We start from the raw sequence: 26628 nt of genomic DNA, 5'->3' as shown, positions 1-26628 counted from the left end.
GGATCAGTCGTTGGTGAAGCCGACGCCGCCGTTCTTCGGATGGAAAGCGGCGAGCGCGCGCGTACGTTCCTTTCGTTCGCGTATCGCGGCCCATTCCCGTTCCGTGCGGCACAGCTTGCGCGGTACGCGCGAGCCGAGCGTCGTCTGCTCGACGCAGCGCACGGCTTCGGCGGATGCGGGCGGGGGAGGCGGTGCGGCTTGGGCTTGGCCGGCGGCCAGCAGTGCGAGGGCAGAAAGGATCATGCCAGTCTCCGCATGCGATCGGCCTGCTGATTGCGGGCCAATGCCATTCTACGCTGCTCTGCGAGCAGGGTTCCAGCCCCTCAGAAGTGCGCGGTGTAGCCGCCGTCGACGGCGAGCACCTGGCCGGTGACATAGGAGGCCTGGGGTGAGGTCAGGAACAGCACCGGGCCGACGATCTCCTCCGGCCGGCCCCAGCGGCCGAGCGAGGTGCGGGTGGCGAGATGCGCGGCGATCGCGGGGTCGGCGACCATCGCGGCATTGGCTTGCGTCGCGAAGAAGCCAGGTGCGACCGCGTTGACGGTGATGCCGCGCGGGCCGAGTTCGGCCGCAAGCGCGCGGGTGAGCGCCTCCAGCCCGCCCTTGGACGCGGTGTAGGCGGCGTCCCCGCTGCGGGCGAGCGGCCCGGCGATCGAGGTGATGTTGAGGATCCGGCCGCCCGCCGCCATGCCGGGCGCGAGCCGGCGGGCGAGGTCGAACGGCGCGATCAGATTCACCTCCAGCATGCGGCGGACCGCGGCACGGTCGAGGTCGGCGAGCGGCCGGCGGTCGCGGTGGCCGGCGTTGTTGATGAGGATGTCGATCGGCGGCAGCGCGTCCACGCACGCGGCGAGCGCGGCGTCGTCTTCCAGGTCGACGACGAGCGGCTCGGCGGAGCCGCCGTCCCCAGCGATCGCTGCGGCGAGCGCCTCCAGCGCGGCGCGGCGGCGGCCCTGGAGGAGGACGTGCACGCCCGTCTGCGCAAGGCCGCGGGCGATCGTCTGCCCCAGACCGCCCGAAGCCCCCGTCACCAGCGCCGTGCGGCGTCCAAGCCTGTGGTCCTGTTCCATGGCAGCGCCATAGCGTGGCCGGGACGATTGCCGAAGCGCCGGCGCATCCGTGGGAGACGCGCCGGCGCCGGGATCAGACCAGTTCGCCGAGGGCCGAGGCTTCGAAGCCCTTCACCTTGGTGGCGTCGCCTTCGCGGATACGGGCGACCCAGTCGGGGTTGCTGATGAGCGCACGGCCGACCGCGATCAGGTCGAACTCGTCGCGTTCCATGCGCTCGATCAGGTTCTCGATGCCGACGGTCGAGGAGCTTTCACCGCCGAACGCTGCCAGGAACTCGCCCGAGAGCCCGACCGAACCGACGCTGATGGTGGCCGCACCGGTCAGCTTCTTTGCCCAGCCGGCGAAGTTCAGGCCCTTTTCGCCGTCCAGCTCGGGGAACTCGGGCTCCCAGAAGCGGCGCTGCGAGCAGTGGAGCACATCGACGCCGGCATCGACCAGCGGCTGCAGCCAGTCGGCCATCAGCTCGGGCGTTTCGGCCAGACGCGCGGCATAGTCCTGCTGCTTCCATTGGCTCAGGCGCAGGATGATCGGATAATCGGGGCCGACCGCCTCGCGCACCGCCTTCACCACCTCGCCCGCGAAGCGCGAGCGCTCGCGGATGGTGGCGCCGCCCCAGCGATCGGTGCGCTCGTTGGTGCCCGCCCAGAAGAACTGGTCGATCAGATAGCCGTGGGCGCCGTGCAGCTCGACGGTGTCGAAGCCCAGCCGCTTGGCGTCGGCGGCCGCGCGGGCGAAGGCGGCGATGGTGTCGGCGATCGCCTCCTCGCTCATCGTCTCGCCGCGCGGCTTGCCGGGGGCGAGCAGGCCCGACGGGCTTTCGACCGGGGCGTCCGGCTCCCAGCCATCCGGGCCGACCGTGGAGCCGGTATGCCAGATCTGCGGGCCCATCTTGCCGCCGGTGGCGTGTACGGTGTCGATCACCTGCTGCCAGCCGGCCAGCGCCTGCTCGCCGTGGAACAGCGGGATGCCCGCCATGTTGCGCGACGCGGGGCGGTCGATCACCGTGCCTTCGGACAGGATCAGGCCGACGCCCCCTTCGGCGCGGCGGCGGTAATAGGCGGCCTGGGGCTCGCCGGGGATGCCGGCCGGCGCGAAGCCGCGCGTCATGGGTGCCATGACGATGCGGTTGGCGAGCTCGAGCGACTTGATGCGGAAGGGGCGGAAGAGGACGTCGGCGGAAGCGGACATGCAGGGGGGCTCCGTTCAAAACAGGAGCCGCTCAGGTATACACCGCAAGGCGAAGGTCAATACCGTACCGGGCGGTATCGAAGGTGCGTTCCGGAAACGGATCGATGCCTGGGAGGGGTTCTCGATGCTTCAGCGAGTTGCGATCCGGCACGCCGCGGCAGGAAGGGCGCGGACCACCCCAAGCTTCTGAAAAAATGCACCGATACTGCATGAAATGCCCATTTGCGCGGCTCCGAAACCGGCCTAGGCTGGCGGCGGGGAAGAGGGGGAATTCATGCGATATCGTTGTGCGTCGGCGCTGGCACTGCTGCTGGCATCGGCTCCTGCCTGGGCCGGGGACAAGCCGCTGTATCAGCCGGCGCCCGGCTGGGTGAAGCCGGCGCCGCCGATCGACACGGGCAAGCTGGACGGCGAGTCGCCGGTGGTGATGCTGTTCGACCAGCAGCAGCGGCTGCACGACGGGCAGAGCTGGGCCTATACCGACAGCGCGACCCGGATCGCCTCTGCCCAGACGCTCAACCAGGCGGGTACCGTGCAGCTGCCGTGGCAGCCGGACGGCGGTGACCTGATCATCCACCGCGTCGAGATCCTGCGCGGCAACGAGCGCATCGACGCGCTCGCCAAGGGCGAACGCTTCACGGTGCTCCGCCGCGAGGAGCAGCTGGAGCAGCTGCAGCTGACCGGCGTGCTGACGGCGACCATGACCGTGGAGGGGCTGCGCGTCGGCGACGTGCTGCGCGTGACCTTTTCCAACACCAACAAGGATTCGGCGCTGGCGGGCAACGTCCAGACGGTGATGCCGCTGGTCAGCGAGCCGCTACGCGTCGGCTTCGCCCGCGCGCGCCTGCTGTGGGACGGCGCCACCCCGGTGAAGTGGAACGCGCACGGCAAGGGCATGTCGCCGATGCCGATGCGCGCGGGGGCCTATCAGGAGCTGGAGGTGACCGTACCGCTGGCGAAGGCGGAGGAACTGCCGGGCGACGCGCCGGCCCGCTTCCGCCGCCTGGAGATCCTGGAGGCGACGAGCTTCGCCGACTGGCAGGCGGTCTCGCGCACCATGGAGCCGCTCTACCGCACCGCGGGGTTGATCGCGCCGGGAAGTCCGCTCGCGGCGGAAGTCGCCAAGATCAAGGCGGCCCACGCCGCGCCGATCGACCGGACGGCCGCCGCGCTGCGGCTGGTGCAGGACGAGGTGCGCTACCTGTTCAACGGCATGGCGGGCGGCAATTACCACCCGCAGTCGCCGGCCGACACGTGGCAGCGCCGCTATGGCGACTGCAAGGCGAAGACGCTGCTGCTGCTGGCGCTGCTCCATGCCCTGGACGTGGAGGCGGAGCCGGTGCTCGCGAGCATCGGCATGGGCGACCTGGTGGCGGAGCGGCTGCCGAGCGCGGCCGCGTTCAACCATGTGATTGTGCGGGCGACCGTCAACGGGCGCACGCTGTGGCTGGACGGGACTGACTCGGGCGTCCGGCGCGAGGACCTGGGCGACACGCCGCCGTTCCGCAATGTCCTGCCGCTGCGTTCGGCGGGCGCCGGGCTGATGCCGCTGCCGACGGTCGCGCCGGCACGGCCGCAGGGCCGCTCGATGCTGGAGATCGACCAGAGCGCGGGCTTCACCCTGCCGACGCCGTTCAAGGCGACGTTGGAGGTGCGCGGCGCGATGGGGCAGGAGCTGAACCTTGCCGCCTCCCAGGCCGACCGCCAGCAGAAGGACGAACTGGTCGGCGGCATCCTGTCGCGCCTCCTGGGCGGCGCGCTGATCGTCGATCGTTCGATCCGCTGGGATGCTGCCAGCGGCATCGCCACGATCGAGGCCTCCGGCATCGCGGACAGTGCGTGGGAGCTGGAGGAGCAGAAGCTTCGGCTGGGGCTGGACCGGGCGATCGGGCAGCTGAGCTTCGAGCCCGACCGGTCGCGCACCGCCTGGCAGCAGCTGCCCGTCGCGACCAACGGCCCCTCGCATACCGAGGCGACCACCCGCGTACACCTGCCGGACGGCGGCAAGGGCGTGACGCTGGAGGGCGACCGCGAGCTGGCCGGCCGCTACGCCGGCCTGACGGTTCAGCGCCAGGTGACGCAGGAAGGCGGATGGCTGGTCGCGCGCGACGTGCTGCTCGCCGACGGGGCCGAGATCGCGCCGGGCGAGATCGCGGCGCAGCGCGCACGCGTCGCCCAGGCCAAGAACCGGCTGCTGGTGGCCGTCGCGCCCGAGCAGCGGCCGGCGCATTGGGAAGAGGTGATGGCCGCCCGCCGCGACAAGCGGCTGGGTGCGCTGGAGGCGGTCTATGCCAAGGATCTGGCGGCGAACCCCAAGTCGGCCGAGGCATTCGAGCGCCGCGCACGCTTCCGCACCGGCCTCTATGACTGGCGCGGCGCGCTGGCGGACGTGGACCAGGCGATCGCGCTCGGCGCGACGATCGACCGGTATCTGTGGCGCGCGGAGTTGCACCAGCAGGTCAACGATGACGCCAAGGCGCTGGCCGATCTGCGCGCGGCCGAAACGCTGGAGCCCGCCAGCATCCCCGTGCAGCTCGCGATCGCACAGTTCGAGGCGGAGCATGGCCAGGCGACCGCGGCGCTCGCCCGGATCGACCGGCAGAGCCCGACCGGCGGCGAGCAGCGCAGCAACCTGCAACTGGTGCGCAGCAACGTCCTGGCCGAAGGAGGGCGCGTCGATGATGCGCTCGCCTCCCTGGATACGGCAGTGAAGACGAGCCCCGGCCAGGCGACGCTGCTCAACGGGCGGTGCTGGCTGAAGGGGACGCGCAACGTCGCGCTCGACACGGCGCTGCGCGACTGCACCAAGGCGATCGAGCTTGCGGAGAGCCCGTCCAGCATCCTGGACAGCCGCGGCATGGTCTATTTCCGGATGAACCGGCTGGACGACGCGCTGGCGGACTTCGATGCGGCGCTGGAGATGGCGCCAGGGATGCCGGCCTCGCTGTTCATGCGGGGCGTGGTGCGCAAGGCGAAGGGCGATGCGGCCGGCAGCGCCGCCGACTTCGCCGCGGCAACGCTGCAGTCGCCACGCATCGCCGAGGAATATGCCCGCTACGGGATCAAGCCCTGATCCCCTGAACCGACGTTCGTCGGGCAAAAAGAAACGGGCGGCCCGGGATGTCCGGACCGCCCGTTCGCGTACCAGGAAGGTGCGCTTACTTGCTGTCGCTCGCAGCGTCCGAGACGGCATCGCCTGCCGACGAGACGTCGCGGCCCGCGCCCTCGACCGTGTTGCACGCGCTGACCATCAGCGCGCCGGCGATCGCCATCAAACCAAAAACCTTGCGCATGAAATCCTCCATGAACCGTTGAATCTGCAGGATGGGAATGCCTCGCCGCGATTTTCGTTCCGCAGTCGGATCGACCACGCAAAAACCGCGCGCAGCTGTTGCAGCGCTGCCGCGGTGGGATCTCGATGCTGGAAGGAATGTGGGCCCGGAAGCGTCACCGGGGGGGGGGGAGGGTAGACGCTTCCGGGCCCGTGTTCTGGATAGCGAGAGCGGGGGGGGCATAAGGTCGCTATCCGAAGAACAAAACGTCGCTTGGGGGCGGTGGTTCCGGGGAAAAACGCTCGGGGAGATTCTTTTTTCCGCAGCGGCGTAACGACCCGCGGAACGCCGTGGATCAGCGCGCCGAACGCGCGCTGATCGCGATTTCATAGGCGCCCACCAGCGGATCGTGGTGGAGGGGGGAGCGCAGCTGGCGCGAGAGGCCGAGCAGCACCCGGCCATAGCGCGAGGCGACCAGCTCGCTCAGTTCGGCGCTTTCGACCAGCGCCGGCGAACTCACCCGCAACACCACCTGTTCGGGCTGCGACACCTTGGCCGAAATGCGCGCCTGGGTGCTCGGATTGACCATCATCGCCAGCTCGATCAGCTCGGTCAGCAGGAACGAGACGGCGACGCCGACGTCCTGCGACACCAGCAGCGGCTCGACATCGATGGTGATGCCGAGGCCGGAGGCGTGTTCGGGGGCGGTCGCACGGATGTTGGAGGCGAGTTCGCCAATCACCGCGCGCAGCTCCAGCCCGCGATTTTCCTCCAGCTCGGCGAAATGGTGGCGGTGCACCACCGCCAGCGCGTCCACCCGGCGCTGGATCGAGGCATAGGCCTCGCTCGCGTCGGCACTGGGCGCGCTGCGCGCATGGAAGTTGATCAGGCTGGCGATCACCTGGAGGTTGTTCTTGACCCGGTGATGGACCTCGCGCGTGAGCTTGGTCTGGCGGACCAGCCCTTCGGCGAGGTTGCCCTCATGCTCCTGCACCGTGCGGGTGATCGCCTGGAAAGTCTCGCCCAGCTCGGCGATCTCGTGGGCGGGGACGGCGCCATAGTCGACGCTGCGGATCACCTCGCCCGGGGTATAGGAGGCGACGCTCGCGCGCAGGCGGCGCAGCGGGCGGATCAGCAGGCGGTCCACCACGAACCAGCCGATGCCGGCGGCGGCGGCCCACATCAGCAGCGGCAGCAGCATCGCCACCAGCACGGGCGAGGTGATCGGGGCGCTGCGCACCGACATGGAGAAGGCGAGCTCGTCGAAGCCGAGCGGCACCACCAGCGTCTCGCGACGTTCGAGCGCTCCCCTGCGCGGCAGGCCCTGGAGCTGGAGCGGCATCTCGTCGCCGCGCTGCAGCTCGGCGGCATAGGGGGGCACGAAGCCGCTCGGGCGGGCGACGTCGGCCAGCACTTCGGTCGGGAAGAAGGCGTCGGCACGCGTGCCGTTGGGCGCATCGGGCAGGTGGACCAACAGGCCCTGCGCCGGGAGCAGCGTCACCTGGAGGCGGCCGGGATCGGACAGGGCGGGCAGCGGCACCGGCAGTTGCGCACCGCACAGCGTGCGGCCGGTCGCATCGGCGATCTCGAAGCGGATGCCGGCGGCGGACTGCTGGGCGAAGATCCCCTGGACGCGGGCGCAGCTGGGGGCGTCCTGGACATCGCTGTCGATGGCCCGCAGCGCGACGCGCAGCGCCGTCAGGTCGCCGACGAGTTCGTTGGCAAGCGCACGCGACGCCTCCAGCCCGGCCACGCGCAGGCGCGCGCGCGTCTCTACGTCCACCGTCCGCGTCGTCTGCAGCGTCGCGAACAAGGCGATCAGCGCCAGCGGCAGCAGCGCGATGCTGAGAATCAGGAAAACACGCGCACCCGTCGTCAGGTGCTGAAACGCCGCCACAGGCACCATCGGCCTGCGGCGTTCGAGATCGTCTTCGGCCACGAAGGTGGCGCTATTTCAGCTTGCTGAGCAGGTCGAGCATCTCGTCGGGGATCTCTTCCCCAGCGGCATCCTGATAGACAGCGCGCAGCGCGTCACCGACGTTCTTCTGCTTGCCTTCCTCAGGCTTCTGCTTGCCGTCCGCGGTCGCGGCGCGTTCCTGCCGTTCCGTTTCGTTCGAACCCGTCACCAACTGCACACCCTAAGCCCCCTAAGCGCGGCACCCGTGCCGTGCACTACATGAACAGCCGTGCACTACATGAACAAATGCGGCCACGCCAACCCGACGGATGCATGCAGCGGCTGCCCGCATCCGCATGCAGGCAAAGCACCGGCGCATGGCGTGAAACCAAATTCGTCCTCGTTGGTTCCAACCCCGACGCGAAATCGGGGGAGAGCGTCTCTTCCGCCGTCGTGAAAGTGAATTGCAAACGTTTGGACGGCTCCCCAGAATGGCCGTCCACCTCTGGAGGAGACCTACCCGATCATGTCGCTTGGACAGCAACTGGCGCCGCATCTTCCTTTCCTGCGGCGCTACGGTCGTGCGCTCACGGGCAGCCAGTCGGAAGGCGACCGCTACGTGCGCGCCGCCCTGGAGGCGATCGTGGCGGCGCCCGAGGAATTCCCGCGGGACGTCGATCCCCGGCTTGGCCTCTATCGTACCTTCCAGGCGATCTGGTCGTCGACTCACCCGGCCGAAGACGCCGCGCGCGAAGAAGCGAGCGGCGATCAGGAAGCGATCGCGCGTGCCCGGCTCGCCCGCATCGCGCCGCTGTCGCGTCAGGCGCTGCTGCTGACCGCGATGGAAGGCTTCACCAACGAGGACACGGCCTATCTGATCGACACCAGCGAAGAAGAAGTGGAATCGCTGGTGGCCGAGGCGCTGCGCGAGATCGAGGCGCAAACCCGTTCGCGCGTGATGATCATCGAGGACGAGCCGCTGATCGCGATGGACCTGGAAACCATCGTGCGCGACCTGGGCCATGACGTGACCGGCGTCGCCGTCACCCGCGACGAGGCGGTGGCGCTGGCGATGGAGGATCGCCCGGGCCTGGTGCTCGCCGACATCCAGCTCGCCGACGACAGCTCGGGCATCGACGCGGTCAAAGACATCCTGGCCGAGTTCAACGTGCCGGTGATCTTCATCACGGCGTTCCCGGAGCGGCTGCTGACGGGCGAGCGGCCGGAGCCGACGTTCCTCATCACCAAGCCGTTCCAGCGTTCCACCGTCAAGGCGGCGATCAGCCAGGCGCTGTTCTTCGACCAGTCGACGGTGCCGACGATCTGATACGGAGCCAAAACGATCCTGGGGGGTTTAGGCAGAATGGTCGACGATAAGCGAACCCATCTGAACACCGATCGTGCCCGTGCGGGCACGACCCCCGGGATGACCCGTTACATCCTGGGGGTGTCGCTGGCGCTGGTGATCGTCATTTTCGCGATCATTCTCTGGTCCTGACCCGCGACCGGGCGTCCGGCCGGCGCGCCCGCTGGCAATCGACGGACGCATCCCCTATGTTGGCAACATGGCGCCGCCGCGAGCTTGCGGCCGCCCACCGATCGGATTTTCATGACTGAACCGGAAGTTACGGGCGAAGAGACTGGTGCGACCGAGCACGTCGCGCTGTCCGACCCTGAGTTCAAGAAGCAGCTGGCGCAGGTCATCCCGCACCTGCGCGCCTTCGGACGCTCGCTTTCCGGCAGCCGCGATCTAGCCGACGACCTGGTTCAGGAAACGCTGTTGAAGGCGTGGGCGGCGCGCCAGCGCTTCCAGGCCGGCACCAACATGCGCGCCTGGACCTTCATCATCCTGCGTAACCTCTATCTCTCCCAGATGCGCCGTGCGCGCTTCAAGGGCGAGTGGGACGATCTGGTGGCCGACCGCATCCTGGCGGCCCCGGCCAGCCAGGATCGCCACGTCGAGCTGTCCGACATGCAGCGCGCCTTGCTCCACCTGCCGCAGCCGCAGCGCGAGGCGCTGATCCTCGTCGGCGCGGGGGGCTTCGCCTATGAGGAAGCGGCCGAAATCTGCAACGTGGCGGTGGGCACCATCAAGAGCCGCGTCGCCCGCGGCCGCGTGGCGCTCGAAACCCTGCTGACCGAGGGCCAGCTTCCCACCCGTGCCTCGCACCCGGGCAATGGCGAGCAGAGCGCGCTCGAGGCGATCATGGGCGAGGTCAACGAGCTCAGCCGCGACCGCTGACGGCCGGCTCTAGCGGGCTTCTGTGCAGGCAGGGCCCGGGTCCTCGCCGCGCGACGCCGGTGGCCGCGCGCCTGCCTCCGGGCCGGTGCGGCACTTTCCAGAACGAGAAGCAAGGCCGGTGCGGCTAGGCCTCCTAGCTCGCGGTCAGCCGACGGGCCGCGTTAGTGTCGGTGGCTGATCCTGTCCAGCAGGCGGAGGTAGGGCGCGAACTCGTCCGGCAAGTTCTCCATGCCGTCGAAACTCTGACGAAGCGCGTTTCCGATCGCGTCGCGGGGCCGGGGGCGACGCACAACGACGCCGCGCGACCTGTTCGCGTCAGAAACGGCATCGGGGGCCCGGCGGGGTGGCGAAGTAACCATCGGCCTAACAACTCAACATCTTGATATTTGTTGCTTTCGCATCGCGCTTTTGTCGTTGCGCCCGCGTCCCGAACCATCGCACCAGAGGGCATGGACCTGAACTCGGCAATTCTGCGCGCGCGGGAGCACTCCCCGTTTCTTGCCCGGCTGCTCGAGCTGGAGGCGCCGCTGCTCGACGGCGCATGGGCGGACGATCCGCTTGCGCACGCACGCATCGACGATCCCGACATGGGGGTCGCGCGGCGGCTGCGGATCGAGCGGCGGCGCGTCGCGCTGCTGGTGGCGCTGGGCGACCTTTCCGGCGCCTATGACCTGCGTCGGGTGACGGGGCTGCTCAGCGCCTTCGCGGACCGTGCGCTCGACGTGGCGATCCGCGCCGCGATTGAGGAGCGGACCCCGGGCGCGCCGCCGCAGGGGTTCGTGGCGATCGCGCTCGGCAAGCAGGGCAGCCGCGAGCTCAACTATTCGTCCGATGTGGACCCGATCCTGCTGTTCGATCGCGCGACGCTGCCGCACCGCGAGCGGGAGACGCCGGACGAGGCGGCGATCAAGATCGCCCGGCGCGCGACCGAGCTGCTCCAGACGCGCGACGGCGACGGCTATGTGCTGCGCGTGGACCTGCGGCTGCGGCCTGCGCCCGAGGCATCGCCGATCGCGCTGCCGGTGGGCGCGGCGATCAGCTATTATGAATCGCAGGCGCTGCCGTGGGAGCGCGCCGCCTTCATCCGCGCGCGGGCGGCGGCGGGCGACCTGGCGCTGGGGCGGCGGTTCCTGGTCGCGATCCGCCCGTTCGTGTGGCGGCGCGCGCTGGACTATGGCGCGGTGGCGGAGATCCGGCAGATCTCCGGGCGCATTCGCGACCATTATGCCCAAGGCCAGGCGTTCGGCCCCGGCTATGACCTGAAGCGCGGGCGCGGCGGCATCCGCGAGGCGGAGTTCTTCGCCCAGGTGCACCAGCTGATCCATGGCGGCCGCGACCGCAGCCTGCGCGCGCCGGCGACCCTGGACGCACTCGCCGTGCTCGCCAGGGCGGGCTGGATCGACCCCGAACAGGCCGCCACGCTGGCGGAGGGCTACACGCTGTTCCGCACGATCGAGCACCGGTTGCAGATGGTCGACGATCGCCAGACGCACAGCCTGCCGACCTCGCCGGAGGCGCTCGACAATGTCGCACGGCTGCACGGGCTGGCGGACGGCGCCGCCCTGCTCGATCTGCTGCGCCCGAAGGTGGAGGGCGTGGCGGCGGTGTACGACACGCTGGGCGCGACCGACCGGCCGGCGGTGCCGGCGGACCCGCAGCTGCTGGAGGCGCGGCTGGACGAGCTTGGCTTCGACCCCGCCGACCAGGCGGCGCGGCGCATCGCCGATTGGCGCAGCGGCCGCTATCCCGCGCTCCGCAGCCCGGCTGCCCGCACCGCGCTGGAGGCGGCGCTGCCGGAGATGCTGAGCAGCCTGGCGAGCGCGAGCGACCCGTATCAGGCGCTGATCCGGCTCGATGGCATGCTGGGGCGGCTGCCGAGCGCGATCAACCTGTTCCGCCTGCTGGAGGCGCAGCCAGCGCTCGCCAAGCTGCTGAGTGCGATCCTCTGCCATGCGCCGACCCTGGCGGAGGCGCTCGCGCGGCGTGCGACGCTGCTCGACGGGCTGATCGATGCGAGCGCGCTGGAGCCGGTGGGGGAGGTGTCAGAGCTTGCGGCCGAGATGGCCCCGCGCGAGGCGGGCGCGTCCTATGAGGCGGTGCTCGATCATGCCCGCGCGATCGTGGGCGAGAAGCGCTTTGCCCTGGGCGCGCAGATCATCGCCGGCACCAGCGACCCGATGACGGTGGCGGCGGGCTATGCGCGGGTGGCCGAGGCGGCGATCGAGACGCTGGTCGCCGCCACCGTCGCCGAGTTCGCGGCCCAGCACGGGCGGGTGCCGGACAGCGAGTTGGTGATCGTGGCGCTCGGGCGGCTGGGTGGCGGGCTGCTCACCCACGCCTCCGACCTCGACGTCGTCTATCTCTTCACCGGCGACTATCGCGCGGAATCGGACGGGCCCAAGCCGCTTGGGGCGGTGCTCTACTACAACCGGCTGGCGCAGCGGGTGACCGCGGCGCTGTCGGTGCCGACCGCCTCGGGCCCCCTCTACGAAATCGACACGCGGTTGCGGCCGTCGGGGGCGCAGGGGCCGCTGGTGGTCTCGCTGGAGGGCTTTGCCCGCTACCAGCGCGAGAGCGCCTGGACCTGGGAGCATATGGCGCTGACGCGCGCGCGGCCCGTGTTCGGCTCCGCAGGCGCGCGCGAACAGGTGGCCGGCGTCATCCGCGCGGTGCTGGAAGGCGACCGGCCGGAGCGCGACATCGTCGCCGAAGCGCGGGAGATGCGGGCGGAGATGGCGCGGCACAAGCCGGCCGGCGGGCCGCTCGACGTCAAGCTCGCACCCGGCGGGCTGGTCGACCTGGAGTTCGCCGTGCATGTCGTCCAGCTGGTCCACCGCACCGGCTTCCATGCCGACCTGCCGAGCGCGACCGCGGCATTGGAGGCGGCCGGGTTGCTGCCGCCGGGGCTGGTGGAGGCGCATGCGCTGCTGACGCGCGCGCTGGTGACGTTCCGGCTCGTCGCGCCCGATGCGCAGCTGCCGCCGCCGGCGTCGCGGGCGCTGGTCGCGCGGGCGCTCGGCCAGGCCGATTGGGACAGCACGGTTGCCTCGCTCGATGCGGCACGGCAACGGGTTGCCGCTGCGTGGGCGGCAGTGAGCAACGGGAAGGACGCGGGATGAACGAGGGCGATGCCATTCCGGCAGTGACGCTGACGGCGAGCGACGGGACCGTCATCGACCTTCCGTCGGTGCGGCCGCTGGTGGTCTATTTCTATCCCAAGGCGGACACGACCGGCTGCACGCGCGAGGCGATCGACTTCAGCGACCTCCAGCCGCAGTTCCGTGCGGCCGGCGTCGAGGTGATCGGCGTGTCCAAGGACGCCCCTGCCAAGCTCGAGCGGTTCGTCGCCAAGCACGGGCTGGCGGTGCGGCTGGCGAGCGACGAGGGGCCTGCGTGCGAGGCGTTCGGCGTCTGGGGCGAGAAGAAGCTCTATGGCCGCAGCTACATGGGCATCGAGCGCGCGACCTTCCTGTTCGATGCCGAGGGGCGGCTGGTGCAGGCGTGGCGCAAGGTGAAGGTGCCTGGCCATGCCGAGGCGGTGCTGGCCGCTGCCCGCGGGGTGAAGGCGGCCGGATGACGAGCATTGCCGAGGCCTGCCGCGCCGTTCTGGAGACCGCCGACCCGCGCACCAAGGTGAAGCGGGCGCGGGCGGCGGCGCGGGCGTGGCGGCGGGGCGAGCTGGCGTTCGCGTTCGACGTCGCCATGCCGGACCGGCCGGGCCGACCCGAGCGGCCGGAACTGCTGCCGCCCAATCGCATGCCCAAGCGCGGCAAGGGCGGATCGGAGCGCGGGCGGCTGGCGCTGCTGCACGCGCTGGCGCACATCGAGTTCGTGGCGATCGACCTGGCGTTCGATGCCGCCGGACGCTTCGGGGCGGAGTTCCCGCGCGGCTTCACCGACGACTGGATCGGGGTGGGTGCGGACGAGGCGATGCACTTCGCGGTGCTCGAACGGCGGCTCCGGCACCTCGGCAGCCACTATGGCGCGCTGCCGGCGCACGACGGGCTGTGGGACGCAGCGATCGAGACCGCGCACGACGCGCTGGCGCGTCTGGCGGTGGTGCCGATGGTGCTGGAAGCGCGCGGCCTGGACGTCACTCCGGCCACCGTGGAGCGGGCGCGGGCGGGCGGCGACGAGGCGACGGCGCGCATCCTCCACCGCATCTACACCGATGAAATCCGGCATGTTTCGGCCGGCACCCGCTGGTTCCAACATCGTTGTAAAATCGAACGAATCATTCCCGCGCCGCATTGGCAGGCGCTGGTGCGGCGGCACTTCCGCGGGGCCGTTAAGCCACCGTTCAACGATTCAGCGCGCGCGTGTGCCGGTCTGACGCGGGATTATTATGAGCCGCTTGCAGAAAGCTGATGCGTCGGGCCAATCAAGGCTCGTCAAAGCGCGGAGGGGCTGCAGCTGAGACATCGATGAAGGGCGAACGGCCTGAAACCGCTCGCGAAACTTGGATCGCCGGACTCAGTATGACCATCAGCAACGTCGTCTCAGCCAACGCCGCGATTGCTAAGCGGTTCCGTCGTTTCTTCACTTTCCGCGATTTCATTCTGCACGATGGCCGCTCCGGCCGCCGGGTCCGCATCGCTGCCCGTACCCAGGCGCTTGCCGCGACCGCCGCTGCGCTGACCCTCGGCTTCTCGGGCTATGGCGTCGCCAACGCTGCGGTGGACACCGCAGCGGCTGCCGGCCTCACCCCGCAGGCCGAGCAGGCTGCCACCGTCGCCCAGATGCGGCAGCGGGTCCGCGCGATGGAGGCCAATGTCGCCGAGCTGCGCCAGGTCGCCGCTGCCCATGCCGCCCGCATCGACCAGCGCCAGGCGATGATCGCCGCGGTGCTGACCGGCGAGGGTGATCCGGCAGCACTCGCCGACGCCGCGCTCGCCCCCCTGCCGCAGGGCAGCAAGGCGGTCGCGAGCGTGACCGCGCCGCTCCAGCGCGCCGAGCAGCGCCAGGCAGAGCTTGCGGCCAAGGCACAGGAAGTCACCGCCGAGCGCTATGCCGAGACCGCCAAGCAGCTCCGCAAGCTGGGCCTGCGCCCCGAGAAGCTCGCCATGGGCGGGCCCTATGAGCCGGTGAGCACGACCGAGGCCGCCGCCGTCACCGCATCGTCGAACGAGGCCGATGCCCAGTTCCGCAACCTGTTCATGACCTGGAAGAAGCTCGACACGCTCGAGCAGGCGGCGATCGCGATCCCGTCGCTCCAGCCGGTCGACAACATCAAGCTGTCGAGCAACTTCGGCGTCCGCTCGGACCCGTTCCGTGGCACCGCCGCGATGCACGCCGGCATCGACCTTCCGGGGCCGATCGGCACGCCGGTCTATGCCACCGCCGACGGCATCGTCGGCCGCGCGCAGCGCGCCGGCGGCTACGGCAACCTGGTCGAGCTGAACCACGGCAAGGGCATCCAGACCCGCTACGGCCACCTGTCGAAGATCCTGGTCGGGCCGAACAGCCGCGTGCGTCGCGGCCAGCTGATCGGCCTGATGGGCTCGACCGGCCGCTCGACCGGCAGCCACCTTCACTACGAAGTGCGCATCAACGGCGCCGCCGTGAACCCGATCCCCTATCTGCAGGCAGGCGACCAGCTGCTGGCGGCGCAGGATCGCGCGGCGCGCAACCGCCAGCAGGCGGTCGGCGGCCCGGCGAACTGATCGCGCGACTTCACGAGACGGAGAGGAGAGGGGCCACGGCGACCATGGTTGCCGATGGCCCCCGTACCTCTTATCTCCGGCCCATGGCCACCATTCCCGTTTCCAAAGTCGGCCTGACGCCATCCGCCGCGGCTCGTGTCGCTGCGATCGCCGCGCGTCAGGGCAAGCCCGCCATCCTGCGCCTGTCCGTCGAGGGCGGGGGCTGTTCCGGCTTCCAGTATCGCTTCGGCCTTGCCGATGGTGCGGAGGGCGACGACAGCGTCACTGAGACCGACGGTGTCCGGCTGGTCGTCGATTCGATGAGCCTGGACCTCGTGCGCGGCGCGCAGGTGGACTTCGTGGAGTCGCTGGGCGGCGCCGCGTTCAAGGTCGAGAACCCCAATGCCGCGTCGGGCTGCGGCTGCGGCACCAGCTTTTCGGTCTGACCCCCAAGCGTGCGCATCGTCACCTACAACGTCAACGGCATCAAGGCGCGCCTGCCGCGCCTGCTGGAGTATCTCGCCGAGCAGACGCCCGACGTCGTCTGCCTGCAGGAGCTCAAGTCGAGCGACGAGACCTTCCCTGAGGCGGAGATCCGCGCGGCCGGTTATGGCGCCGTCTGGCACGGCCAGAAGGGGTTCAACGGCGTCGCCGTCCTCGCCAGGGGCGCGGACCCGGTGGAGCGCCAGCGCGGCCTTGCCGGGGAGCCGGAGGACGAGCACAGCCGCTATCTGGAGACCGAGGTCGACGGGGTGGTGATCGCGTCGATCTACCTGCCCAACGGCAATCCGGTGCCCGGCCCCAAGTTCGATTATAAGCTGCGCTGGATCGAGCGCCTGTCCGATCGCGCCCGCGCGCTGCTGGCCGAGGAGCGGCCGGTGGTGCTGGCGGGCGACTACAACGTCATCCCCAACGACGACGACGTCTATTCGGTGCGGGCGATGGCGAGCGACGCGCTGATGCAGCCGGAATCGCGCCAGGGCTATCGCGCGCTGGTGGCGCAGGGCTGGACCGACGCACTGCGCACCCGCTTCCCCAAGGGCGGGGTGTGGACCTTCTGGGACTATCAGGCCGGCGCCTGGCAGCGCGACGCGGGCTTTCGCATCGACCACCTGCTGCTGAGTCCGATCGCGGCGGACCGGATGCAGGATGCGGGCGTCGACAAGGACTATCGCGGCCGCGAAAAGGCGAGCGACCACGCGCCGACCTGGGTGCGCCTGCGTTGAGGCGGATCGCCGGGGCCGCACTCGCGGCCGCGCTGCTGGTGCCCGTGGCTGCCCAGGCGCGGGACTATTGCCCGACGCGCCCGGGCCTGGGCGAAAACCCGTGCGTGGTCGAGAAGGGCACCGTCTCCGTCGAGACGGCGCTGGCCGACTGGGAGCATGATCGCAGCGCCGAGGAGCGCACCGACACGCTGCTGGTCGCCGACACGCTGCTGCGTTTCGGGGTCAGCGACCGTGCCGAGCTGCAGCTGGAATGGCAGCCCTATGGCCGCGACGTGACGCGGGACCGGGTGCTCGGCGAAACGGAGCGCAAGGATCGCGTCGGCGACGTGACCCTCGGCGCGCGCGTGAACCTCGCCAATCCGGACGGCTCCGGCTTTTCCTGGGCGGTGCAGCCGTCGGTGACGCTGCCGGTCGGTCGCCAGCCGATCGGCGGGGGAGACTGGGCCGCGAGCCTGATCGTGCCCGTGGCCTATGCGCTCGGCGACACGCTCACGCTCGAGCTGACGCCGGAGGTGGCGGCCGAAGTCGACGAGGACGGCCGCGGCCGGCACCTGGCCTATGGCCACATCGTCGGCCTGGAACTGGACCTCACCGACGCGCTCACCACCACGCTGGAAGGCGAAGTCCGGCGCGACGACGATCCGGTCGAGCCCGCCACCTATGTCCGCGGTGCCCTCGCGCTGGCGTGGATGGCGAACGACGACACGCAGCTCGATTTCGGCACCGCCTTCGGCCTCGACCACGACACGCCGGACCTGCGCCTCTACGCCGGGATCGCCCGCCGCTTCTGACGCCTGCCGGCGCCCTGCGCAGCGTGGCCAGGTCGTGAACCCGTGAACGACCGCCGCTGGAGCGAGCGCTATACGAGGCCGAAGCATATCAGCGAACGCAATCGCCCTCCAACGGATGCCGAGCCGAACTCCTCCTGTGCTAAACCGGCAATCAGAACACGCCTACGAACCGGTCATCTTCGTCGAAGCGGCAGGTGAAAAAGGTCGTTCTCTTGCCCTCGCGATCGAACCAGCCCTGTACCAGCGACCCGCTGCGTTGGCGAATTGGCGCATTAACCGTTATCTCGCTCGGGCGGCGGTCAAAGCGAGTTGCCGCTTGACCACGGCAAAGCTGTGACAGCTCATAGGGCGCGACACTGCCAGTTGGCGGCCTGTGATCCCGGTCGCGATCACGCCCCCTGTCACGATCACGCACCGAATTGCGCTGCTCGCAATCGGGCGCCGGTGAGGTGGTGATCGAGTTGTAGCGGCCCTCCATGGTTGCGATCGTTACGCACTGGCGCCGATCGGCGTTCCACCAGTAGGTGTAGCTGCGATCGTCACCCTTCTCTCCCCCGACGTTGCGATAGCCGCGCCGCTGCAGTTCTCCCTCCGCCTGCCCGGCGCGGGCACCCACCATGTCGCGGAGATCGCGCGGCGTGTCCTGCGCCAGCGCAGGAGCCGATAAAAGGGCAGCGAGCAAGAGGAAGCGCTTCATCGTCGATCTCCCACAATTCGCTTCTTCGCTACAGGTCAGCGATTAGCGTGTGAACAGAAAACCGATGAACCGCATAAGCAGCACCGCCCCAAGCGTCGCCAGCGATTGGCATCAATGCGAGCAAACAGCCGATCACGATCGCAGTGGAGCGTAGTAGCTTCACCGCCATCCTGCTCCCCCACGCCTGCGCAAGGGAGCGGTGCACGACTGAAGAGACATCGGCGACAGGCGTTTCCAGACGGTCGGCTTCGTGAGCCTGCGACCTAGTCGAGCATGGCGGCGATGGTGCGCACCGTGCGCAGGTTGCGGGTCGTCCAGACGCCGGCGCCCGGGCCCAGCCCCATCTTCGAGCGGCCGGCGCCGTCGCCGAAATAGAGCCACAGCGCGTCCCCGCGAAGCTCGACCCGCTCCCGCGCCCCGGCACGGCTGCGGAGCGCGGCGGCATCGGCGGGCGTGGCCGCTTGCTTGCCGATGCAGAGCATCACCAGGTTCGGCTCCCCTTCGCCTTCGGCCGCGAAAGGGTGATCGACCAGATACGCCCGCCATTCGGCCGCCGACCGCGCGACCACGTCCACCGCAAAGCCGAAGCGTCGTTCGAGCGCCTGTTCGAGAACCGCCTCGGCCGTGCGAGCAGGCACGTCGCTTACGAACACCAGGTTGCCGCTCGCCACATGGGTGCGGGCGTTCTGGAAGCCGATTTCCTGCGCCAGCATCCGCAACTCGGCCATCGGCACCCGGCGATGACCGCCGACGTTGATCCCCCGCAGAAGCGCGATGTGACTGGGCATGGCGACCTGCTGTTGTTGTCGCAGATACCTATCACAGGGCGGCGGGCGCGCCATTGTCCAACCAAGTTGGGCGCTAGCAAACGCTCGCTTGGAAACCGCGCCACCTGTCGGTGAATCCACCATGGTTCGGCGGCGAAAGACGCCAGGGCCGGAGGTCCGTCGAGCTAAGTCTTTGAAAACCCATGGCGCCGCTGTTTGGCACGCATGATGCACTACCCTGTTTGTCAGCCAAGTGGCTGCCTAGTCAGGGAGAAAGATCATGACCATCCGTGTTGTTGCCGCCGCCGCTGCCCTCGTCCTGGGCGTTGCCACCGTCGCAGCCCCGGCCATGGCCGAGCCCCGCACCGTGCCGGCTCCCGCCACCACCACCACCACCGAGAGCGTCGACACCGCGAGCACGACGTCGGGCACCAAGGCGAAGCGCGAGACCCGCTACTGCGCCGAGACGGAGATCACCGGTTCGCGGCTGCCGCGCCGCCAGTGCCAGACCCGCGAAGATTGGCTGCGCGACGGCGTCGACCCGCTCGATTATCTGCCCCGCTAAGAAAGACGGTACGCCGGGGGCAGGGCCCGCCCCCGGCACCGCCGACCGGCGCTACAGCGCGCGCTGGTAGACCTGATAGACGCGATTGATCCGGCTCTGGATCGCATCGGCGATCGCGATCATCCCCTGGTTGTCGTCCAGGATCCAGCCGATCTCGCCGCGCGACGCGCCATAATGGGCGACGGCGTCGCGGCGGATGTATTCGATCATCATGAAGGCCAACTGGCTCGCCATCCGCGACGACTGCAGCCGCTTCACGACGCCCATCAGCGGCACGCGCATCGTCCGCACCTTGGGCTTGCGCAGCCACAGCAGCAGCTTGGCCCAGCCGAACGGGAGGAGCGAGCCGTTCAGCGGCTTGATCGCCTCGTTCATGTCCGGAAGCGTGATCATGAACGCCACCGGCTGCCCGTCCAGCTCCGCGATGCGGATCAGGTCCTCGAACACGATCGGCTTCAGCTTCTTGCCGACGTCGTCGATCTCGGGCTGGGTGAGCGGCACGAACCCCCAGTTGTCCGACCAGGCATCGTTGAGGATGCCCAGGATCACCGCCGCTTCCTCGTCGAACCGCGACTTGTCGACCTTGCGGATGCGGATGCGGTCGTTCTTCTCGCCCGACTGGATGATGCGGTTGACGATCGGCGGAAAGGACTGGGTGATGTCCAGCTCATAGGTGACGAGCTGCTTGGCGGGCTGGTAGCCGGCGGCTTCCACCCAGGCCTGATACTCGGCCCGGTGATGACCCATCAGCACGGTCGGGTCCTGGTCGTGGCCCTTCACCAGCAGGCCCGGCTCTTCCCAGACCGACAGGCTCACGGGGCCGACGGCGCGGGTCATGCCCTTGCCGCGCAGCCATGCCTCGGCCGCGGCGATCAGGGTAGCGGCGGTGGTGGCATCCTCCGCCTCGAACATGCCCCAGAAGCCGGTGCCGGGACCGAAGCCCTGTTCGGCCGGCATGGTGAGGGCGAGCGTGTCGAGATGCGCGGAGATGCGCCCCACCACCTTGCCGTCCCGCTCGGCCAGCATCAGCTGCACCTCGGCATGGCTGAACCAGCCGTTCTTCTTGGGATCGATCTGGCCGGCCACTTCGCTCTTGAGCGGCGGCACCCAGTGCGGGTCGTTCGCATAGAGGCGGAAGGGCAGGTCGATGAATGCCTTGCGGTCCGCCTTCGACTGGACGGGACGGATCGTCGGTTGGGTGGCCACGCATGCCTCCGGAAGAATGGAATGCGCCGCGTGTAGCGTCGCGGGACCCGGAAGGCGAGGGGAGGGATCGAGCAAGCCCGTCACAGTGATTGATTCAAGTCATCAAGCCGGCACAGTCCGGTGCCTACACATGCCACGCTGTCGCCACTATCTCAGCGCTATGGAACAGGTCATGGAACCCACGCTTGCCCTTTCGCGGGATGCCGCCGGATCGGCGGACGCCCGCGTCGTCCAGCCCAGGCCGCGCATCCTCGACGACAAGACGATGCTGCGTACGGCGGCCGAGCTGACGCGCGACCTCAACACGCCGAACCGCACCTTCTACTGGGGCGACCTGATCGGTTCGGCGGTGCTGGGCTATGGCGCGCTGGTGGTGGCGGTGCTCGCGTCCTCCACGCTGGTCACGGTGCTGGCGGCGGTGGTGTCGGTGCTCGCGCTCTACCGCGCGCTGCTGTTCATCCACGAAGTCAGCCACATGAAGCATTCGGCGCTGCCGGGCTTCCGGCTCGGCTGGAACCTGATCGCGGGCATCCCGATGCTGGTGCCGTCCTTCATGTACGAGGGCGTGCACAACCTGCACCATGCCAAGACGCGCTATGGCACCGCGGACGATCCCGAATATCTGCCGCTCGCGCTGATGAAGCCGTGGACGCTGCCGGTGTTCATCCTGGTGTCGCTGCTGGCGCCGATCGGCCTCCTGATCCGCTTCGCGATCCTGTCGCCGCTGTCCTGGCTGTCGCCCAAGCTGCGCGACCTGGTGATCGCGCGCTATTCGTCGCTGTCGATCAACCCGTCCTTCCGCCGCCGCGTCCCGGCCGGTGAGCAGCGGGTGCTGTTCGACCGCCTCGACGCCGCGGCGAGCGTCTGGGCGATCGCACTGGTGGCACTGGTTGCTACCGGCGTGATCCCGATGCGCGGCTTCCTGATCGGCCTGGGCATCGGTTCGGCGGTGGCCCTCCTCAACCAGGTCCGCACGCTGGTGGCACACCTGTGGGAGAATGAGGGCGAGCAGATGACGGTGACCGCCCAGTATCTGGACTCGGTGAACGTCCCCCCGCCGTCGCTGCTGCCGGGTCTTTGGGCACCGGTGGGTCTGCGCTACCACGCACTCCACCACCTGCTGCCGAGCCTGCCCTATCATTCGCTGGGCGAAGCCCACCGCCGGCTGAGCGCGGTACTGGAAGAGGGCTCGCCGTATCACAAGGCGAGCTACCGCAGCGCGCTGGGTCTGATGCACCGGATCGGCAAGAGTACGATGGTCCGGCGCTGAGGGGCGAGGAACGAAGAGGGCGGTCCGAGAGGCCGCCCTTATCGTATCGGCTAGCTCCAGCGCGGACGTCTGTTCCTCCCCTCCCTGGAAGGGAGGGGCTGGGGGTGGGTACCGCCGAGGCACTCGGCGGCCTTCTCCAGGATGTGCTCAACGGCGCCGTCCGGGTTGCCGAGCACCTCCGCATTCCACAGCCGCAGGACGCGCCAGCCCTGCGCTTCCAAGTATGCCGTCCGGCGTGCATCGGCCTTGACCGCGTCGAGATGCTGGCTGCCATCCAGCTCCACCGCCAGCCGCGCCTGTCGGCAGGCGAGATCGACGATGAACGGCGCGACGACAAGCTGGCGGGTGAACGCCGGGCGATATCGAGCGATGCGGTGCCAGATCGCAAGCTCCGCCGCCGTCGGGTTGTTGCGCAGGTGGCGCGCCCGGGCGGTGAGGGTCGGATCGACGCGGCGGAGCATGGGGCCAGCGTAGAGCGGCTTCGCTTCGCTCGCCAACCCACCCCCGGCCCCTCCCTTTCAGGGAGGGGAGAAGGTCAACCCAGCCCGAGAAAACTCCCCTCCCTGGAAGGAAGGGTCGGGGGTGAATACCGCCGAGGCACTCGGCGGTCGCCTCTCCGGGATGAGGCTACTCCTCCGTCCGGATCAGCACCAGTTCGCCGATCAGCAGGAACAGCAGGAACGGCGCCCACGCCGCGAGGAATGGCGGGTAAGCCCCCAGATTGCCCATCGCGAGCGCGAAATTGTCGGCGACGAAATAGGCGAAGCCCAGCGCCATGCCGATCACCGCGCGCACGAACAATCGGCCGGAGCGCGCCACGCCGAAGCCGGCGACCGCGCCTAGCAGCGGCATCAGCACGGACGACAAGGGGCTCGACAGCTTGTGCCACAGGGCGCCGTCGAGCGCCTTGGTCGGCCGGCCGGCGGCCTCGAGATCGGCGATCGCGTCGCGCAGCGCGCGGAAGGAGAGGCTGTCCGGGTCCACCGAGGCGAGCGTGAACTGGTCCGGCCGTACGCCCGAGGCGGCATGCAGCGTGCCGAGCTGCTCCATCTTGCCGGTGGCGACGGTGAAGCGGGTCGCGCCGTCCACGCGCCACTCGCGCCCGTTGAACCGGCCCTGCTTGGCCGTCAGGATCGACAGCAGCCGGCCGCCCTGGCGCTCGTAAACGGTGATTCCGCGCAGCACCGCGGCATTGCCGCGCCCCTGGATGCGATCGACGCGGATCAGGTTGGCGCCGTCGCGTACCCACACGTTGCCGCGCTCGCCGCTGTCGACCGGCAGGGGGCCGTAGTCGACCTTCTCCCACTGGGTGAGCGTGGCCGTTGCGCGCGAGACGATGCGGTCGTTGAACAGGAAGGAGATGGCCGCCACGCCCAGGCTCGCCACCAGCAGCGGGGCGAGCACCTGGTGCGCCGACAGCCCCGACGCCTTCATCGAGATGACTTCGCTGTTTTGGTTGAGCTGCATCAGCGTCAGGATCGTGCCGAGCAGCACCGAGAAGGGTAGGAAGCGCGCGATGATCTGCGGCATGCGCATCGAGACGTAGTGCCAGACCTGCGCATCGGTGTTGCCGGGATAGGCTAGGATCTTGGCGCTTTCGCTCAGCAGGTCGAGCGCCTGGAGCACCAGCACCAGGGCCGCCAGGATGCCGAAGGTGCGCACCAGGAACAGCCGCACCATGTAGAGCGCGATCGTCTTGGACGGGAAGGGGGAGTTGGCCTTCATGCCCGTTTCTCCCGCCGGCGGCGGCCGGGCAGGAAGCGCACCAACGCCTTCAGCCCCTTGTCGAACACCCGTTCCAGGGCGCCGATCGGCTGGCCGCCCGGCACATGGGCGATCGTATAGTACATCCAGAACACCAGCCCGGCGAAGATCAGGAACGGTCCCCACAGCGCGATCGCCGGGTCGACGCGGCCGAGCGATCCGAAGGCTTCGGCATATTCGTTCACCTTGTGATAGGTGACGATCATCACGATCGACAGGAACACGCCCAGCGCCGAGGTCGAACGCTTGGGCGGGACCCCCAGCGCCAGCGCCAGCATCGGCAGCAGGAACATGGTCGCCACCTCCACCAGGCGGAAGTGGAAGTTCGCCCGCGCGCTGGCGCGCGTCTCCGGCGTCTCCCCTTGGTCGCGGCCGATGATCGCGAGCTCCGGCAGCGTGCGTTCGAGATCGCGGCCGCCGCGGGCGCGGAAATTGCCGAACTTGGGCAGGTCGATCGGCAGGTCGTGCGAGCTGAAGCTCAGCACCCGCGGCGTTCGAAAGCCCGGCTGGTCGTGCAGCAGCGTGCCGTTGGTCAGGCGGAAGATGATGGTGTTGGGATCGTCGGTGCCGAGGAACTGGCCGCGCTCGGCGGTTGCCGCCAGCCAGCCGCCGTTCGGCCGCGCCACCCGCACGAAGATGCCGCGCAGCTCGGCGCCGCCCTCATGGCTTTCCTCGATGCGCAGCGTCATGCGGTTGCCGAGGTTGGTGAACTCGCCGATCTTGATCGACGCACCGAGCGCACCCGAGCGCAGCTCGAACCGCAGCCCCTCGTAATTGTAGCGCGCCCAGGGCTGGACGAAGCCGACGATGGTCAGGTTCAGCAGCGCCAGCGCGATCGCGTAAAGATAGGGCGTGCGCAGCAGCCGGCCGTAGCTCATGCCGACACCGCGCAGCACGTCGAGCTCCGAGGTGGTGGCGAGCTTTCGGAAGGCGAGCAGCACGCCAAGCATCAGCCCGATCGGGATGCCAAGGCCGAGATATTCGGGCAGCAGGTTGGCGAGCATCCGCCACACCACGCTGACCGGCCCGCCTTCGGATGCCACGAAGTCGAACAGCCGCAGCATGCGATCGAGCACCAGCAGCATCGCTGCGATGATGAGCGTCGAGAACAGCGGCACCGCGATGAGCCGCGCCATGTAGCGATCGATCGACTTCATGCGGGGGGCGATGTGCTTTCGAGGGCGGTTGCAGGAATCCCGCAGCTATAGCGGAGGGGCGGGCCTGTGCCAGCCCCTCGATCGGTGTTGGTCCCGCGCCGCCGGCAATCCGTCATGCGGACGAGAATGCGCGTTCGACCGCCGCGAAGGAGAAGCCGTACCCCGGCGAAGGCCGGGGTCCAGGTGCGAAGGTCTTGGCAAGGGAGCGCAACGCAACACGCGCCTTCCCAACTGGGCCCCGGCCTTCGCCGGGGTACGGGGACGCTCGAGTTGAGGTGCTTACCCGAGTACGCCCACCGCCTTGCCGGCCGCCTGGAACATGCCCAGCACCTTCTGGATCTGCTCGGGCGTGTGCTCCGCGCACAGCGAGCAGCGCAGCAGGAACGTGCCGGCCGGGGTCGCGGGCGGGCGGGCCATGTTGACGTAGAGGCCACCCTCCAGCAGCGCCTGCCACATCGCCACCGCCTGGGTCTGGTCCTCCAGGATCACCGCGAGGATCGCGGAGTCCGGCGTCTCGGTGCCGAGACGGAAGCCCATGTCCTTGAGGCCGGCGTGCAGCGTGCGCGCGCTTTCCCACAGGCGGGCGCGCTTTTCATGGGCGTGCTGCAGTTTGCGGATCGAGACGGCGGCGGTCGCGACCACGCTCGGCGGCAGCGAGGCGGTGAAGATGTACGGGCGGCAGGCGAGGCGGATCGCCTCGAACTTCGGGTGGTTCGACACGCAGAAGCCGCCGACGGTGCCGACCGATTTGGAGAAGGTGCCGACGATGAAGTCGACGTCGCCCTCGCAGCCTTGCGCCTCGTACACGCCGCGGCCGTTGGGGCCGTAGAAGCCCATCGAATGCGCCTCGTCGGACAGCACCATCGCGCCATGCTTCTTGGCGACGGCGACCATCTCTTTCAGCGGGGCGACGTCGCCGAGCATCGAATAGACGCCCTCCAGCACGACGAGCTTGCCGGCGTCCTTGGGCAGGCGGCCGAGCCGCTTGTCGAGATCGGCGATGTCGTTGTGGCGGAAGCGAACGACCTCGGCATAGCCCTGCTTGCAGCCGTCGTAGATCGAGGCGTGGCTGTCGGCGTCGAGGATGACGTAGTCGCCCTTGCCGGCCAGCGTCGAGATCATGCCGAGATTGGCCATGTAGCCGGTCGAGAACACGATCGCGCCCGACACGCCGTAGAAGTCGCGCAGCGCCTGCTCGACTTCCATGTGGTCGCGGAAGGTGCCGTTGAGCATGCGGCTGCCGTTGGTGCCCGATCCGAACTGGTCGAGCGCATCCTTGCCGGCCTGGATCACGTCCGGGTCGAACGTCATGCCCATGTAGTTGTAGGTGCCGAGCAGGATCGTGTCGCGGCCGGCGATTACTGCCTCGGTCGGCGACTTCACCTGCTCCATGACGATCGCGAACGGATCGGTCACGCCCGTGTCGATCAGCGCCTGGCGTTCGGCGATCAGCGCGTCGAACTTGCTCATCAGGTCACGCTCCGGCGCGGCGGCCGGCGGATCGACGGGGAGCTGGTGCTGGGTGGCGGCGGCTTCGGTCATCTGTGTTTTCCCGGGAACACCATCGGGCGGTTCCGGCGCGCGCCGGTTCGCCCGAACGGCGTTAGTCCTGCTTGAGCTTGGCGACGGCGTCGGTGAGCTGGCCGACGGTCTCGATCTCCGCCTGCATGTTCATGGTGATGAGGATGTCGAACTCGTCCTCGACCGCTGCCACGAAATCCATCACGGTCAGGCTGTCCCATTCGAGGTCGCCCGCGAAGGTGGTGGTCTCGGTCAGCGCCACGCCCTTCTTGTTGAACGGCTCGATCAGGCGGGAGACGGTGTCGAAGATGGCGGCGCGATCGCTCACAGGGCGTCCTTTGCAGATGGGGCG

27 protein-coding genes are annotated in these 26628 nt (G+C 69.2%); 13 read left to right on the top strand and 14 right to left on the bottom strand.

The window, feature by feature from the left end:
- Positions 1-3 precede the first annotated feature (3 nt).
- The 3 genes from ABDZ92_RS02325 to ABDZ92_RS02315 form a co-directional block, all read right to left on the bottom strand.
- Complete coding sequence (locus ABDZ92_RS02325; RefSeq protein ID WP_125959019.1) at positions 4-243, bottom strand: hypothetical protein; 240 nt, start codon at positions 241-243, stop codon at positions 4-6.
- An 80-nt stretch (positions 244-323) separates the two neighbouring features.
- Positions 324-1070, bottom strand: coding sequence for an SDR family oxidoreductase (locus ABDZ92_RS02320; protein ID WP_125959018.1), 747 nt, complete (start codon positions 1068-1070; stop codon positions 324-326).
- A gap of 73 nt (positions 1071-1143) precedes the next feature.
- On the bottom strand, positions 1144-2259 hold the full coding sequence (locus ABDZ92_RS02315) for an NADH:flavin oxidoreductase (RefSeq protein ID WP_125959017.1): 1116 nt from the start codon (positions 2257-2259) through the stop codon (positions 1144-1146).
- A gap of 274 nt (positions 2260-2533) precedes the next feature.
- On the opposite strand from ABDZ92_RS02315, the gene ABDZ92_RS02310 reads away from it, so the two are divergent.
- Entirely contained in the window at positions 2534-5332 is a 2799-nt protein-coding gene (locus ABDZ92_RS02310; protein WP_125959016.1) for a DUF3857 domain-containing protein, read from the top strand.
- A gap of 85 nt (positions 5333-5417) precedes the next feature.
- Here ABDZ92_RS02310 and ABDZ92_RS02305 read toward each other — a convergent pair whose 3' ends face one another.
- The 3 genes from ABDZ92_RS02305 to ABDZ92_RS02295 form a co-directional block, all read right to left on the bottom strand.
- Entirely contained in the window at positions 5418-5552 is a 135-nt protein-coding gene (locus ABDZ92_RS02305) for an entericidin A/B family lipoprotein (protein ID WP_125959015.1), read from the bottom strand.
- Positions 5553-5886: 334 nt separating this feature from the next.
- Positions 5887-7470 carry a sensor histidine kinase gene (locus ABDZ92_RS02300; protein ID WP_272695240.1) on the bottom strand — a complete coding sequence of 528 codons (1584 nt, stop codon included), beginning with the start codon at positions 7468-7470 and terminating at the stop codon, positions 5887-5889.
- A gap of 10 nt (positions 7471-7480) precedes the next feature.
- Complete coding sequence (locus tag ABDZ92_RS02295; RefSeq protein ID WP_164521170.1) at positions 7481-7657, bottom strand: NepR family anti-sigma factor; 177 nt, start codon at positions 7655-7657, stop codon at positions 7481-7483.
- 297 nt (positions 7658-7954) lie between these two features.
- On the opposite strand from ABDZ92_RS02295, the gene ABDZ92_RS02290 reads away from it, so the two are divergent.
- The 10 genes from ABDZ92_RS02290 (at position 7955) to ABDZ92_RS02245 (ending at position 17329) form a co-directional block, all read left to right on the top strand.
- On the top strand, positions 7955-8755 hold the full coding sequence (locus ABDZ92_RS02290; protein ID WP_125959014.1) for a response regulator: 801 nt from the start codon (positions 7955-7957) through the stop codon (positions 8753-8755).
- Positions 8756-8791: 36 nt separating this feature from the next.
- On the top strand, positions 8792-8926 hold the full coding sequence (locus ABDZ92_RS02285) for a hypothetical protein (RefSeq protein WP_260153890.1): 135 nt from the start codon (positions 8792-8794) through the stop codon (positions 8924-8926).
- Between the two features lie 111 nt (positions 8927-9037).
- Positions 9038-9670, top strand: coding sequence for a sigma-70 family RNA polymerase sigma factor (locus ABDZ92_RS02280; protein ID WP_125959013.1), 633 nt, complete (start codon positions 9038-9040; stop codon positions 9668-9670).
- A gap of 449 nt (positions 9671-10119) precedes the next feature.
- Entirely contained in the window at positions 10120-12789 is a 2670-nt protein-coding gene (locus ABDZ92_RS02275) for a bifunctional [glutamine synthetase] adenylyltransferase/[glutamine synthetase]-adenylyl-L-tyrosine phosphorylase (protein ID WP_125959012.1), read from the top strand.
- Positions 12786-13247: a peroxiredoxin gene (locus tag ABDZ92_RS02270; RefSeq protein ID WP_125959011.1), complete on the top strand. Its 462-nt coding sequence runs from the start codon at positions 12786-12788 to the stop codon at positions 13245-13247. The genes ABDZ92_RS02275 and ABDZ92_RS02270 overlap by 4 nt, the downstream gene beginning before the upstream one ends.
- Complete coding sequence (locus tag ABDZ92_RS02265) at positions 13244-14038, top strand: ferritin-like domain-containing protein (RefSeq protein ID WP_125959010.1); 795 nt, start codon at positions 13244-13246, stop codon at positions 14036-14038. The genes ABDZ92_RS02270 and ABDZ92_RS02265 overlap by 4 nt, the downstream gene beginning before the upstream one ends.
- Before the next feature lie 110 nt (positions 14039-14148).
- Positions 14149-15333, top strand: a complete 1185-nt coding sequence (locus tag ABDZ92_RS02260; protein WP_125959009.1) for a M23 family metallopeptidase — start codon at positions 14149-14151, stop codon at positions 15331-15333.
- Positions 15334-15416: 83 nt separating this feature from the next.
- Positions 15417-15758, top strand: a complete 342-nt coding sequence (gene erpA / locus ABDZ92_RS02255; protein ID WP_125959008.1) for an iron-sulfur cluster insertion protein ErpA — start codon at positions 15417-15419, stop codon at positions 15756-15758.
- Between the two features lie 9 nt (positions 15759-15767).
- Entirely contained in the window at positions 15768-16538 is a 771-nt protein-coding gene (gene xth, locus ABDZ92_RS02250; RefSeq protein ID WP_125959007.1) for an exodeoxyribonuclease III, read from the top strand.
- Positions 16535-17329 carry a transporter gene (locus ABDZ92_RS02245; RefSeq protein WP_125959006.1) on the top strand — a complete coding sequence of 265 codons (795 nt, stop codon included), beginning with the start codon at positions 16535-16537 and terminating at the stop codon, positions 17327-17329. Before xth ends, ABDZ92_RS02245 begins: the two co-directional genes overlap by 4 nt.
- A gap of 151 nt (positions 17330-17480) precedes the next feature.
- Here the strand turns inward: ABDZ92_RS02245 and ABDZ92_RS02240 are convergent, their stop codons facing one another.
- On the bottom strand, positions 17481-18026 hold the full coding sequence (locus tag ABDZ92_RS02240; protein ID WP_206432112.1) for a hypothetical protein: 546 nt from the start codon (positions 18024-18026) through the stop codon (positions 17481-17483).
- A gap of 263 nt (positions 18027-18289) precedes the next feature.
- Positions 18290-18814 carry a DUF1697 domain-containing protein gene (locus ABDZ92_RS02235; protein ID WP_164521169.1) on the bottom strand — a complete coding sequence of 175 codons (525 nt, stop codon included), beginning with the start codon at positions 18812-18814 and terminating at the stop codon, positions 18290-18292.
- Positions 18815-19073: 259 nt separating this feature from the next.
- On the opposite strand from ABDZ92_RS02235, the gene ABDZ92_RS02230 reads away from it, so the two are divergent.
- Complete coding sequence (locus tag ABDZ92_RS02230; RefSeq protein WP_125959004.1) at positions 19074-19358, top strand: hypothetical protein; 285 nt, start codon at positions 19074-19076, stop codon at positions 19356-19358.
- Between the two features lie 51 nt (positions 19359-19409).
- Here the strand turns inward: ABDZ92_RS02230 and ABDZ92_RS02225 are convergent, their stop codons facing one another.
- On the bottom strand, positions 19410-20564 hold the full coding sequence (locus ABDZ92_RS02225) for an N-acetyltransferase (protein ID WP_125959003.1): 1155 nt from the start codon (positions 20562-20564) through the stop codon (positions 19410-19412).
- Between the two features lie 172 nt (positions 20565-20736).
- Here ABDZ92_RS02225 and ABDZ92_RS02220 point away from each other — a divergent pair, with 172 nt between their 5' ends.
- Positions 20737-21834, top strand: coding sequence for a fatty acid desaturase family protein (locus tag ABDZ92_RS02220; RefSeq protein WP_125959002.1), 1098 nt, complete (start codon positions 20737-20739; stop codon positions 21832-21834).
- 50 nt (positions 21835-21884) lie between these two features.
- Here the strand turns inward: ABDZ92_RS02220 and ABDZ92_RS02215 are convergent, their stop codons facing one another.
- The 5 genes from ABDZ92_RS02215 to ABDZ92_RS02195 all read right to left on the bottom strand — a co-directional run bounded on the left by ABDZ92_RS02215 (position 21885) and on the right by ABDZ92_RS02195 (position 26604).
- Positions 21885-22295: an endonuclease domain-containing protein gene (locus ABDZ92_RS02215; RefSeq protein ID WP_125959001.1), complete on the bottom strand. Its 411-nt coding sequence runs from the start codon at positions 22293-22295 to the stop codon at positions 21885-21887.
- Positions 22296-22461: 166 nt separating this feature from the next.
- A complete protein-coding gene (gene lptG / locus ABDZ92_RS02210; protein WP_164521168.1) occupies positions 22462-23559 on the bottom strand; it encodes an LPS export ABC transporter permease LptG in 1098 nt (365 codons plus the stop codon).
- On the bottom strand, positions 23556-24755 hold the full coding sequence (gene lptF / locus ABDZ92_RS02205) for an LPS export ABC transporter permease LptF (protein WP_206432111.1): 1200 nt from the start codon (positions 24753-24755) through the stop codon (positions 23556-23558). The genes lptG and lptF overlap by 4 nt, the downstream gene beginning before the upstream one ends.
- A gap of 279 nt (positions 24756-25034) precedes the next feature.
- Positions 25035-26297 carry a serine palmitoyltransferase gene (spt, locus tag ABDZ92_RS02200; protein WP_125959000.1) on the bottom strand — a complete coding sequence of 421 codons (1263 nt, stop codon included), beginning with the start codon at positions 26295-26297 and terminating at the stop codon, positions 25035-25037.
- A gap of 61 nt (positions 26298-26358) precedes the next feature.
- Positions 26359-26604 (bottom strand): acyl carrier protein, encoded by a 246-nt coding sequence (locus tag ABDZ92_RS02195; protein ID WP_125958999.1) that lies wholly within the window; start codon positions 26602-26604, stop codon positions 26359-26361.
- Positions 26605-26628: the final 24 nt, after the last annotated feature.

The sequence above is a fragment of the Sphingomonas molluscorum genome, from assembly GCF_039522995.1.
GTDB lineage: Bacteria > Pseudomonadota > Alphaproteobacteria > Sphingomonadales > Sphingomonadaceae > Sphingomonas > Sphingomonas molluscorum.
The sequence above is the reverse complement of the archived record's forward strand: the minus strand, read 5'-3'. Positions and strand labels throughout refer to the sequence as shown.